Source organism: Marinomonas atlantica, assembly GCF_001639725.1.
In the GTDB taxonomy this organism is placed as follows: domain Bacteria; phylum Pseudomonadota; class Gammaproteobacteria; order Pseudomonadales; family Marinomonadaceae; genus Marinomonas; species Marinomonas atlantica.
This window is the reverse complement of the sequence record NZ_LTAW01000003.1, coordinates 433,078-445,505: the sequence shown is the minus strand read 5'-3', so window position 1 is coordinate 445,505 and position 12,428 is coordinate 433,078. Positions and strand designations below refer to the sequence as shown.

Genomic DNA, 12,428 nt, shown 5'->3' with positions numbered 1-12,428 from the left:
TGAAATGTTCCTATTTTCACCCGTAAACAACTTCAAAGGGGCCATAGTATCGCCTTTCAATAAAGTTGCTCACTATTTGTACTTTTATAAAAGCTCATCTGCAAGCAGACCTGTTACTTTTTGCAATATTTCGGCCAACTCTTCTTCAGTATAGGGTACATAAGAGATTTTCCCCCAAACAGGCTCTGGCCAGCACTCATCCTGCTCATAACGAGCGACATGATGAAGGTGAAGCTGCCTTACCTTGTTACCAATAGCGGCAACATTCAGCTTATCTGGCATAAATATGTCTTGTATCATTTCCGCCACAAGGCAACTTTCTGCCATCAATTGCAAACGATCACTTTTATCAAGATGGTGAATTTCTTCTACGCCGTCTCGCATAGGAACAAGAATAAACCAAGGCGCCTTGCGATTATTAATTAGGCGTAGTTGGCTTAGCTTAAAATCTCCAACCCATACCGAATCTTTTTCTAAAACCGCGTCTAATTCAAACATGTATCTGACTTCCTATTTACTTTATGGCCTTACATAAGCACTATAGCATTCTATTTTTAATTCTACCCTACGACTTGGAGTTCCCATGATGGAAATGCGCTGTGTCTTGGACGCACAAGCCAAACTCGCAGAGTGCCCTCGCTGGGATGAAAAAACTCAGACCCTTTACTTTGTTGACATCGATTCCTTCGAATTACACGCCTACAATATCGTTTCTGGTGATCACTCAGTTCGTCAATTCGACGAAGAAATCGGCTGCTTCTCATTAGCAGAAAACGGTGGTTTTATCGCAGCCTTTCGCTCCGGTGTCTATACTTTTTCTGATTTTAACAGTCCCCTAACACCATACTGGCAGGCGGACTACGATCAAGAAACAACACGATTTAATGATGGCCGCTGCGATCCTGCTGGCCGCTTCCTTGCTGGTACAATGTACGCACCGAAAGACGCTTTTCTAGGTGGGCTGTACCAATTTGAGCAAGGGAAACAGTCACTTCTCGATCAAGCAGCCTGGACATCTAACGGCTTAGCTTTTTCGCCTGACCATAAAATCATGTATTACTCTGATACACCTAATCATATCGTGTACCAGTTTGACTACGACGTTTCAACAGGCCAAGCATCTAATAAGCGAACCTTTATTGAATTCCCAAGAGGACATGGCCGACCTGATGGCGCTGCAGTTGACCGCGAAGGCAACTACTGGTCAGCACTGTATCAAGGTCAACGTGTGGTCAAAATTAGTCCAACAGGTGACATTCTTGCCGAGTACCCTTTGCCTGCAACATACCCCACCATGGTGGCATTCGGCGGCGAAGACATGAACACTCTGTATGTTACCACCTGTCGTGCTGCACAAACTGACGCTGAGCTTGAGCAATTCCCTCAAGCTGGCGGCATCTTTGCCTTAGATGTTGAAAACAAAGGCCAAATTGAATTCCGCTTTGCGGGTTAAGTTAATAACTTATTTATTGAAAGACGACAAATTATGCGCGCAAGCAACTATCTTTTTTCTACATTACGAGACGCACCATCAGATGCTGTCGTAGCAAGCCATCAACTAATGATCCGTGCTGGCATGATTCGCCAAGTATCAAAAGGCCTGTACACATGGCTGCCTACTGGTGTCAAAGTACTTAAGAAAGTAGAGGCCATCGTTCGTGAAGAAATGCAAAAGGCTGGCGCCCTAGAAGTAATCATGCCAGGCGTTCAACCAGCTGAGCTTTGGGAAGAAACAGGCCGTTGGCAGAAATACGGCCCTGAGCTGCTTCGATTAAAAGACCGCCATGATCGCGACTACTGCCTTGGTCCAACACATGAAGAAGTCATTACAGACATCACGCGTAACGAGTTAAGCAGCTACAAACAATTGCCTTTAAACGTATTCCAAATTCAAACAAAATTTCGTGACGAAGTTCGCCCACGCTTCGGTGTAATGCGTTCACGCGAATTCTTGATGAAGGATGCCTACTCTTTCCATGCATCAACCGAATCGCTGCAACAAACTTACGACATCATGCACGATGCCTACTGCAAAGTGTTCAATCGTATCGGATTAGACTACCGCCCAGTTCAAGCGGACACAGGTTCCATTGGTGGCGCCTACTCACATGAATTCCATGTACTGGCTGATTCTGGTGAAGATGACATCGCTTTCAGCGACTCATCAGATTTTGCAGCCAATGTTGAGCTTGCTGAAGCGGTCTGCCTAAAAGAAGCGGCAGATGAACCAACGGAAGAATTAAAAGAAATTTACACACCTAACTGCAAAACCATTGCAGCCGTAGCAAAACTGTTAAACCTTCCAGTTGAAAAAACCATCAAAACCATGTTGATAAAGGGTGTTGATGAAGCTGGAGAACCAAGCATTATCGCGTTGGTGCTTCGTGGTGATCATTCCATCAATGAAATCAAAGTCGAAAAGATTCAAGGCGCAGTTACACCATTTGAATTTGCCTCTGAATCTGACATCGTTGCCAAAATTGGTTGCCAGCCCGGTTCGATTGGGCCACAAGGCCTTAAAGCGGCAGGCATTCGTGTCGTCGTTGATCGAACAGCAGCAGTATTATCTGATTTCTGCGCCGGAGCTAACAAAGATGACTATCACGTCATAGGCCTTAACTGGGCACGCGACTGTGACGAGTTTGAAGTTGCAGATATTCGTAATGTGGTTGAAGGAGACCCTTCTCCAGATGGACACGGTACGATAGTTATTAAACGCGGCATCGAAGTCGGCCATATATTCCAATTAGGTCAGACATATTCAGAGTCAATGAAAGCAACCGTGCTTGATGAAAACGGTAAAGCACAAGTCATGCACATGGGTTGTTACGGCATAGGTGTTTCTCGTGTAGTAGCGGCTGCAATCGAGCAGAACTTTGATGACAAAGGCATAAAGTGGCCACAATCAATAGCTCCTTACACAGTCGCTATCATTGGTATGAACTACGAAAAATCAGAAGCAGTTCGTGAAGAATGTGAAGCACTTTACTCTGAACTTCAAGCTAAAGGCATTGACGTGTTCCTTGATGATCGCAAAGAACGCCCAGGTGTTAAGTTCTCTGACTGTGAATTGATCGGCATTCCACATCGCATTGTTGTTGGCGATCGCGGCCTTAAAGAAGGCACGCTTGAATACAAGAGTCGCGCCACTGGTGAAGGTGAAGATATTGCCAAAGCAAAAGCAATCGAGTTCTTACTGACTAAACTAGCGTAACAAAGTAAAAAGCAGGGTGAGGATTCCTCATTCTGCTTTTTGCGCTCTGCGTGTTTTCGTTTACATCGTTGCACGCCATACTGACCACTTACTCAACTACTTTTTTGAGGCCACGTATGACCACTATTTATCATAACCCCCGCTGCTCAAAATCGCGCGAAACACTTGCCCTATTAGAACAAAACGGCATTACTCCCGACGTCATTCTATACCTCCAAGTACCCCCTTCCGCAGACACTATCACTGTACTTTTAAATCAGCTGCAGATGAACTCTGCGCGTGAACTAATGCGCACCAAAGAAGACATCTACAAAGAACTCAACCTTAAAGAAGAACATAACGAAGAGGCACTGATTGCTGCAATGGTCAATCACCCAAAGCTTATTGAACGCCCTATTGTTGTTCACAATGAGCAGGCTAAAATAGGCCGTCCACCAGAATCGGTACTAGAGCTATTCGCATGAGCACAGCCAATATTCTTGTCGTTTATTTCTCGCGCCATGGCTCCGTTGCAGCCATGGCCAAGCACATTGCACGAGGCGCACAACGTGTCGCTGGGGCAGATGTTAACGTTCGCCAACTCGCTGAAGCATCGTTTAATCACGAGCAAACCAGCGCAAGCCTTCCGGATGACGGCTATCCATACTGTGAATTAGATGACATCGCCAACTGTGATGGCTTAGCGATTGGCTCTCCATCCTACTTTGGCAGCATGGCAGCCCCAGTGAAACTAATGCTCGATCAGACCAGTCCCATTTGGATGAGTGGCCAGCTTGCCGATAAGCCGGCATGTGGCTTCGCCAGTGCAAGTACAATGCATGGGGGTCACGAAATGACAATCCAGTCAATGATGATTCCTTTACTTCATCACGGCATGATTTGGGCAGGCTTGCCCTACAAGAACAAAGCTTTAATTGCCACAGCAACAGGCGGCACACCCTATGGCGTCACTCACTTTGCCCCGCATACTCAGTACACAGGCCTAAGTGATGACGAAATCGCACTGTGCGAGGCACAAGGACAACGCTTAGCTGAATTAGCGATTCGCCTGAAGAAATAGTCCGTCACGCGACCTACATCAATGATGAGTAAACTATTAGCGATTATTATAATTTGCTCATTACATTGAACGAGTACACCATGGCCAAGCGCTTCTCAATTACCCAGCAAGAAAAAAAATATTACAAAACACTTTGCCAATCTTATAAACCTGTTTTAATTCTTAACCATCTAGGCTTAATTTCGGTTATCTCATGGTGGCACTTGGTACTTTCTGAGATTTCCTTACAACACCCTTTGATGTTACTAAGTGCTGTTTTATTGCCACTGCTGTTGTCATTGTGGGGGAGCATTAATGGTAGCTATAAAGGTGCAATTGGCGTATGTTTTATTAGCTTATTCTATTTCACATCAGGTGTGACGCATTGGTTTCACCCAACACTATGGCCAATTGGAATGAGCGAGGCCTTATTAGGCGCAGGACTATTTTGCTTAGGGCTTTTGTACGCGCGATGGAAAGGACTAAGTGATTTACCCATCACCTAGTCCTACTAGTCCTACTAGTCCTACTAGTCCTACTAGTCCTAAATGGTTAGCGATAGATTCGATCAGCCCAAACCGTTAGACCACTGGCAACACTGCCGAAGTGGTCGCCATCAAGCAACGGAATATCACCAATTTCTTCGCGGATCGCTGCTTGAATCACAGGCGATTTTGCCGAACCTCCCGTCATATAAATTACATCTGGTCGCTCTCCTGCTTGAGCAATCGCGTCTTTCATTAGACCAATCATTTTTTCGACAGGATGCACTATTGCCTCAGCCAACTGCTCTCTTTGCAGATTCAACATTAAATCGGATTCGATATAACTTAGGTCAATTTGCATTTGCATGACTTCTGATAAGGAAATTTTTGCTTCTTCTGCATCCTTAACGATATGAAAGTTATGTTTGTGCTCACGCATGAATTTGAAACGATCCAGCAACACAGGCTTAACCATATCTAGACGCAACTGCTCGATTTGCTGCTTAGTTTCTAAGCTGTTAAAGGTTGCTTGAGCCGTCACATCATTGGTCGTTACAGCGTTCCAGTATATTTGTGTCGGCATTGGCAAACCGGTCTTAAGATCCGCTCCCATCCCAAACAGTGGCATAATCTGACGCCCTGCCAACTGAATATCAAGATCATTACCACCTACACGCTCACCGGTATAGGCTAAAAAGTCGCCTGAACGATCTACCTTATCACGATAATCAGGACCCATACGCACCATCGCACAGTCACTGGTACCACCACCAATATCAACAACCAAAACGGTTTGATCTTGCTCAAGATGACGCTCAAAGTCCAATCCAGCCGCAATAGGCTCATATTGAAATTCCACGCTTTCAAAACCTGCACGTCGAGCGGCGACCGATAGAATTTCTAGCGCCTGCTGATTACTCTCTTCTGCGTTAATTCCTTGAAAGTTGACCGGACGACCGATAACAGTGTGCTTAAGCTCTTGCTGTAAACTTTGCTCGGCGCGCTTTTTGACATTCATCATCATAACGGCGACCACATCTTCAAAAAATTGAATGTGCTCGACACGCAAGCCAGAACCCCCTAAAAAAGATTTTGGCGACTTAACAAAATACCCTTCATCTGGAAATTGATAGTATTCTGCAAACGCTTCACGACCATAAAACAAAACTTGATCGCCAGCTTCATAATCTTCTTCAATCCGGAAACGACGAGCACGAGATAGAATCCCCTTGCGGCTTTCAATAAAAGCCGTGCGCAATGAGTCACTCAACCCTTTCGCTGTAGCCTCCGTGATAAAGTCTCGGCTTAATGCATAAACAGTCGAAGGTAAATACAGATTACTGCCTTCTAGTGCCGCCAACTTTGGCTTCTCGCTTTCAAGAATCCCTAATGCACAATTAGACGTACCATAGTCAAATCCGCAATACACTCTAACAACCTCACTAAAGCAAATAAATTTGGGTCGCGGACTCTATCATAATATGAGCGGAATCATAAGAAACTTTTCTGGCTTTAATTAGCTCTGTAACCCCTCAATTAATAGGTTTATAATAATTTTTAATCACATTTAACGTTTATCATATGAAAACGGCATACCTAGAGGATATTAGGCTTGAGCATTTCCAACAACATCCTTCATCATATTGAGAATTTCACTGCACAAAGAGATAAGGAATTACTTGCTTTTAGCCTATTAAAGAGTATCCGCGATATTTTAAGCCCTATGCGGGTCTCCATTTTGACTTTAAATGGCCAAGATGAGCCGATCATGGAAATTTCACTGAGTAACGGGGAATCCTGCGACTATCGATACCAAGACATCAATGTCTCTGATAGTACTCGTGCATCTCTGGATTATATTAATACATGGCACTTAGATGAACTCATGAAAGCACATGACGATCAATACACATCGTTTCATGTGTTACAACAAAGCCGTCAACTGAACCAATATCTTATTATCACACTGGATAATAAACCTAGCCGATCTGAAAGCTATATCATTAAGGGTATGCTCAGCATTTATAGTAACTTTAGTTCGCTATTAGCCGATGCCCAAACTGACGAATTGACGGGATTAATGAACCGAAAAACATTCGAAGAATCCATTATTAAACTGTATCAAGGCAGTGCTTTTTCTGAACTTACTGATAACCATACTAACTGGATCGCCATTATCGACCTAGATCACTTTAAGGTTATTAACGATACAGCTGGGCATTTATATGGTGATGAAGTTTTAATCCATGTATCCAGAGTTTTACGCCAGACATTCCGTCAAGACGACATGCTATTTCGCTTTGGCGGAGAAGAATTTGTTGTATTAATGCGTGACTTAACCAGACAGCAATGTGCTGAGCTCTTAGATCAATTTAGAACCAATGTACAAGAAATCATCATGAATGATTTAGCTCCAATTACAATCAGTGCAGGAATTTGCGAATTCCAAAAAGATACCTTTCACGTCACTTTGATGGATCAAGCTGACCAAGCCCTGTATTACAGCAAAAAAAATGGTCGAAACCGAGCGACTTTCTACGATGAAATTGTCGAGGCTGGTCTTGCCAAGCAAAGCAAGGTTGCCCATGGTGAAATTGACCTGTTTTAAACTTAACCTTTAGTCACAAACAAATTTATAAAGTGATATAAACAAAAAAAGCCGAGGCAGTTCAAACTGCCTCGGCTTTTCAATCTCTAATAGGCGACATTACGATTTAAATGGGTCGCGCACTACGATTGTTTCATTACGATCAGGACCTGTAGAAATAATATCTACTGGCACACCAATCTTTTCTTCGATGAACTTAATGTAAGCCTGCGCATTTGCAGGAAGGGCGTCAAAGCTTGGCGCACCAACCGTTGACTCAGTCCAACCAGGAAGCTCTTCGTATACAGGAATCGCTTTGTAGTAGCTTTCACTGTCTACTAATGAACCTGATACTGCATTACCTTCCGCATCTTGATAGCCAACACACACTTGAATCGATTCAAAGCCATCCAGTACATCAAGTTTCGTTAAGCAGATACCAGAGATAGAGTTGATCTGAACAGCATGACGAAGCACCATTGCATCAAACCAACCACAACGACGCTGACGACCTGTTGTTGCACCGAACTCGTGACCACGCTCACCAAGTCGTTGACCGTTTGCACAACTAAGCTCTGTTGGGAAAGGACCCTCACCAACACGTGTAGTGTACGCTTTGGTAATGCCTAGCACGTAATCTAAGTACAGAGGACCGAAGCCCGTACCAGATGGAGCACCACCCGCTGTGGTATTTGAAGACGTTACGTACGGGTAAGTACCATGGTCAACATCTAACAAAGAGCCTTGAGCACCTTCGAACATGATGTTCGCACCGGCTTTACGCAAATCGTGCAATAAGCTAATCGTATCGGTAACCATTGGACGCAAGAATTCAGCCATTTTTAGACCTTCTGCATACACTTCGTCAAATGATACAGGCTCGACTTTATAGAAGTTTTCCAACATAAAGTTATAGAAGGCCAACACTTCTTTCAACTTCTCGGCAAAACGCTCTTTATCAAGTATGTCAGCCACTCGAATGGCACGACGAGCTACTTTGTCTTCATAAGCAGGCCCGATACCACGGCCTGTTGTACCAATTTTCTTGTCGCCTTTTGCCACTTCACGTGCCTGGTCCATTGCAATATGGTATGGCAAAATCAAAGGACAAGCAGGGCTAATCTTAAGACGCTCAACAGCAGGCACGCCCTGCTCTTGTAGCTCTTCAACTTCTTTTAGTAACGCAGCAGGAGACAATACAACACCGTTGCCGATGATACATTGAACACCATCACGAAGGATGCCAGATGGAATCAAATGTAAGACTGTTTTCTTACCATCGATTACCAATGTGTGACCTGCATTATGGCCACCTTGAAAACGTACAACCGCAGCGACGTCTTCTGTTAGTAGGTCTACAACCTTACCTTTACCTTCGTCACCCCATTGAGTGCCCAGAATAACAACGTTCTTACCCATTTTTATGGTCTCGCTTAAGATTTCTAAACCGAAATTCATTATTTAACTGAAACTAGTTCCCAGTTGTTGCCTTTTGCCACCAACTGAAAATCAAAATCTGATGTACTGCTATCTTGATCAAGCTGCTGAATAACGCGGTAGCCTTCCGCTCGCAGTGTTTTGATCTTTTGCCAGAGCGACGCATTGTGCTCAGATGGTGCAAGAACGCTCGAGCGTTCAGTCACAACCACTTCCGCCAAAGCAACCAATGTTTTTACATCAGTACTAAAGCCGGTTGCTGGACGCGAACGACCAAATACTTCACCAATAAAATTGTAGCGCCCGCCACGCGCCACAGCATTACCATGCCCTGGAACATACGCAGCAAAAACAAGTCCGGTATGGTAGCTATATGACTCCATATCAGATAGATCAAAATGAAGGCCAACAGAACCAAACCGAGCTGATACAACGTTCGCGACAGCACGAATTTGCGCTAACGCATTTGAAACCGAATCGCTCACGCCTGATAGCACAGCTTCAGCACGATCCAATGCCTCAACACCACCACATAATCTAGGCAATTCAGCCAACCATACTTTCGCTTTTGCATCGATATCAGTAACAGCAAGAAACGCTTCAAGTTCAGGAAGTCCTTTAGCTTTGTAAAAAGCAGCTAATTTAGTTTCTTGCTCTTTAGTTAAACCTGATGCAGCCATGACACCACGGACAACATCAATATGACCAACGTCTAATACTAGTTTCGTTAAGCCAGCTTGAGTCAAGGTATCCAGCATAAGAGACAGAATTTCTAAATCACTTTCAATACCACTGTGTCCATATAACTCAGCTCCTAATTGAATAGGGCTTCGCGTTCCATCAAGACCTGCCGGGGTAGTACGTAATACGCTGCCGCAATAGCTAAGACGCTCAACACCGTCATTTTTTAGACAATGGGCATCAATACGAGCCACTTGCGAAGTAAAGTCAGCACGAATACCCATCAATCGACCAGATAGCTGATCAATAACTTTAAAGGTTTCGATCTCTAGATCCGAGCCAGCACCGATTAACAAAGAATCTAGGTACTCGATTAGAGGAGGGATGACCAATTGGTAACCCCAACTTTCGTGGAGATTAAGCAGTGTTCTTCTAAGGTGTTCAATCTTAGCCGCCTGTTTAGGCAAAGCCTCGTCAACACCATCTGGTAGCAACCAGCGATCTGCTAGTGTCATTAAACTGTATCCTCTTAGCTTCGGGCCAGTAATAGGAGCATTAATCCAAGAAACATACTCACCGCCCCAAGCACCCGCAAGTTTTTATCTGAACTTGCGATCGCTCTTACCATTATTTCACGCCACAAATTTGGCTTCAAAAACGGTAAAACCCCTTCGGCAATCAGTAACAAGCTGAAACCAACTAGAAGCGAATGCAACAATTCCTGCATAGACTCTCTATATTTTGACCATTAAAAAACCGGGCTTTACCCGGTTTTGCTGATTCTATCATGAATTTATGGCTGACTTACAGGCATAAGAGCCTGCAAGTCAGCCAAATATCAGTTCTTTATTTCGTTTCTTTAAAGTACTTAAAGAAATCGCTTTCAGGATCCAAAATGAACACATCACCGCTGTTTTCAAAACTTGCACGGTAAGCTTGAAGGCTACGATAAAAATCATAGAACTCAGGATCTTGCTGATAAGCTTCAGCGTATACAGAAGCTGCTTGCGCATCGCCGTCACCACGAATCATTTCCGCATCACGCTGCGCTTCTGCTTCAAGCACCACTCGCTGACGATCTGCATCGGCACGAATACCTTCTGCAAGCTCTAGACCTTTAGAACGGTGTTCACGAGCTTCACGCTCACGCTCAGTACGCATACGCTGGTAAACAGATTCACTTACATCTGGCGGCAGATCAATTCGCTTCACACGAATATCAACAATCGTAATACCCAACTCATTTTGGGCAACGCCATCAATACGATCACGCAACTCAGTCATCAGTTCTTCACGCTCACCCGACACCACTTCATGCATAGTACGCTCACCAAATTGGTTACGCAGGCCAGTATCAACACGCGAAGACAACACTCGATTGGCAACAAATTCATCACCAGACGTTGCCTGATAGAAACGCGCTACATCGGCAATCTTCCATTTAACGTAGGAATCCACAATAACCGCTTTTTTCTCAAGCGTTAGATAACGCTGAGGACGTGAATCCATCGTCAAAATACGCGCATCGAATTTCTTCACATCGTTCATAATCGGCAATTTGAAGTGAATACCAGGCTGAACATCCGCCTGAACAATCTCACCAAACTTAAGAACCACCGCACGCTCAGTTTCCTTAACTACGTAAAGAGTCTGAGAAGCAACTAAAACCGCTGCCAATACGATAAATAAAATCGCAAAAGATAGGTTTTTCATTAGTTTCTCCCCTCACGCACCGGACTTGAACTTTGACGACTACGGATCTCAGAAATCACCTGATCTGTCAGCGAGCTGATAGAAGATGAACCAACTCGATCTGCATCAGACGATGAAGCACGTTGTTTCATAATCTGATCAAGTGGCAAGTACATCATGTTGTTACCATTTTTCGAATCAACAACAACCTTATTTGCCCCTTTGTAAATCGTTTCAATCGTCTCTAGATATAGACGCTGACGAGTAACTTCAGGTGCTTTTGCATACTCTTGGTATAGGCGATCAAAACGATCTGCCTGACCTTGAGCACGCGCAACGATCTCAGAACGATAAGCTTCGGCTTCTTCACGAATACGCTGAGCTCGACCACGCGCTTCCGGAATGATTCCGTTTGCGTATGATTCTGCCTCGTTACGAACACGTTGCTCATCTTCTTTGGCTTTGATTACATCATCAAACGCCGCCTGAACTTGATTGGGAGCTTGCGTATTTTCAACGTTCACTTTAGAAATCAGCAAGCCTGTACCGTAATCACTAATGTAAGACTGAAGACGCTCTTTCACTTCCGCCGCTAACACCTCACGACCTTCGGTCAAAATCTGGTCCATTTCGGTGGTACCAACAACGTGACGCAGTGAACTCTCAACTGCTTGCGCTAGAGAATCCTCCGGCGCACGAACATTTAGAACGAAGTCGCGCGGATTATCGATTGAGTATTGAACGGATACGCCCACTTCAACAATCGCTTCATCCACGGTCAACATCAATGCTTTATGATCGTGCGAACGTACTTTCGTTACGTTGACACGTGTCACAGAGTCAATTAATGGTGGATTCCAATGCAGACCCGGCATAACCGTTTCATGAAATTTACCCAAACGAAGAACAACACCACGCTCTTGCTGGTCAACCTGATAGATGCCCGTTGCTGCCCATAAGGCAAACAAACCAACAACCACGATTCCCACCAAGCCGCTACCTAATTTGCCGCCCATTCCTGGACCACCATTAGATCCTGAGCCGCCATTGCGTTTTTTATTAACGCCCAGCATACCCATTAGCTTGTTAAAAGCCTCATCAAGGTCAGGTGGTGATTGATCTTTGCCACCATTACTCTGACCTTGACGACCCCAAGGGTCGTTATTTGGCTCTTTATCCGGCTCTTTATCACGCCCCCCATTGCTGTTACGGTTTTTATCCGTGTTCCATGGGTCGTTGTCGTTATTACCCGGTTCATTCCAGGCCATACTACATCTCCACTTTCTTGTAATG

At 44.5% G+C, this 12,428-nt stretch carries 13 protein-coding genes; 6 read left to right on the top strand and 7 right to left on the bottom strand.

Annotation, left to right across the window (positions count from 1 at the left end; translation table 11 throughout):
* Positions 1–84: 84 nt before the first annotated feature.
* The gene (locus tag AYW75_RS07230; protein WP_067097508.1) at positions 85–498 is read right to left on the bottom strand and encodes an HIT domain-containing protein; all 414 of its coding nucleotides are present in this window, start codon (positions 496–498) and stop codon (positions 85–87) included.
* Positions 499–583: 85 nt separating this feature from the next.
* On the opposite strand from AYW75_RS07230, the gene AYW75_RS07225 reads away from it, so the two are divergent.
* The 5 genes from AYW75_RS07225 (at position 584) to AYW75_RS07205 (ending at position 4,759) form a co-directional block, all read left to right on the top strand.
* Positions 584–1,453 carry an SMP-30/gluconolactonase/LRE family protein gene (locus AYW75_RS07225; protein ID WP_067097505.1) on the top strand — a complete coding sequence of 290 codons (870 nt, stop codon included), beginning with the start codon at positions 584–586 and terminating at the stop codon, positions 1,451–1,453.
* 33 nt (positions 1,454–1,486) lie between these two features.
* Entirely contained in the window at positions 1,487–3,214 is a 1,728-nt protein-coding gene (locus AYW75_RS07220) for a proline--tRNA ligase (RefSeq protein ID WP_067097502.1), read from the top strand.
* A 116-nt stretch (positions 3,215–3,330) separates the two neighbouring features.
* Positions 3,331–3,678, top strand: coding sequence for an arsenate reductase (glutaredoxin) (gene arsC / locus AYW75_RS07215; protein WP_067097499.1), 348 nt, complete (start codon positions 3,331–3,333; stop codon positions 3,676–3,678).
* Positions 3,675–4,274: an NAD(P)H:quinone oxidoreductase gene (gene wrbA / locus AYW75_RS07210; RefSeq protein ID WP_067097496.1), complete on the top strand. Its 600-nt coding sequence runs from the start codon at positions 3,675–3,677 to the stop codon at positions 4,272–4,274. The genes arsC and wrbA overlap by 4 nt, the downstream gene beginning before the upstream one ends.
* 80 nt (positions 4,275–4,354) lie before the next feature.
* Positions 4,355–4,759, top strand: coding sequence for a DUF2069 domain-containing protein (locus AYW75_RS07205; protein ID WP_067097493.1), 405 nt, complete (start codon positions 4,355–4,357; stop codon positions 4,757–4,759).
* Between the two features lie 46 nt (positions 4,760–4,805).
* On the opposite strand, the gene yegD is transcribed toward AYW75_RS07205, so the two are convergent.
* Positions 4,806–6,167 carry a molecular chaperone gene (gene yegD, locus AYW75_RS07200; RefSeq protein WP_067097490.1) on the bottom strand — a complete coding sequence of 454 codons (1,362 nt, stop codon included), beginning with the start codon at positions 6,165–6,167 and terminating at the stop codon, positions 4,806–4,808.
* A gap of 183 nt (positions 6,168–6,350) precedes the next feature.
* Between yegD and AYW75_RS07195 the strand changes: the two genes are divergently transcribed.
* Entirely contained in the window at positions 6,351–7,346 is a 996-nt protein-coding gene (locus AYW75_RS07195; protein ID WP_156490823.1) for a GGDEF domain-containing protein, read from the top strand.
* 99 nt (positions 7,347–7,445) lie between these two features.
* Here the strand turns inward: AYW75_RS07195 and AYW75_RS07190 are convergent, their stop codons facing one another.
* The 5 genes from AYW75_RS07190 to hflK form a co-directional block, all read right to left on the bottom strand.
* A complete protein-coding gene (locus tag AYW75_RS07190) occupies positions 7,446–8,744 on the bottom strand; it encodes an adenylosuccinate synthase (RefSeq protein WP_067097702.1) in 1,299 nt (432 codons plus the stop codon).
* A 38-nt stretch (positions 8,745–8,782) separates the two neighbouring features.
* The gene (locus tag AYW75_RS07185) at positions 8,783–9,958 is read right to left on the bottom strand and encodes an ATP phosphoribosyltransferase regulatory subunit (RefSeq protein WP_067097481.1); all 1,176 of its coding nucleotides are present in this window, start codon (positions 9,956–9,958) and stop codon (positions 8,783–8,785) included.
* A gap of 14 nt (positions 9,959–9,972) precedes the next feature.
* The gene (locus tag AYW75_RS07180; protein ID WP_067097479.1) at positions 9,973–10,170 is read right to left on the bottom strand and encodes a DUF2065 domain-containing protein; all 198 of its coding nucleotides are present in this window, start codon (positions 10,168–10,170) and stop codon (positions 9,973–9,975) included.
* A 119-nt stretch (positions 10,171–10,289) separates the two neighbouring features.
* Entirely contained in the window at positions 10,290–11,156 is an 867-nt protein-coding gene (gene hflC, locus AYW75_RS07175) for a protease modulator HflC (RefSeq protein WP_067097476.1), read from the bottom strand.
* Positions 11,156–12,403: an FtsH protease activity modulator HflK gene (gene hflK, locus AYW75_RS07170; protein ID WP_067097473.1), complete on the bottom strand. Its 1,248-nt coding sequence runs from the start codon at positions 12,401–12,403 to the stop codon at positions 11,156–11,158. Before hflK ends, hflC begins: the two co-directional genes overlap by 1 nt.
* Positions 12,404–12,428: the final 25 nt, after the last annotated feature.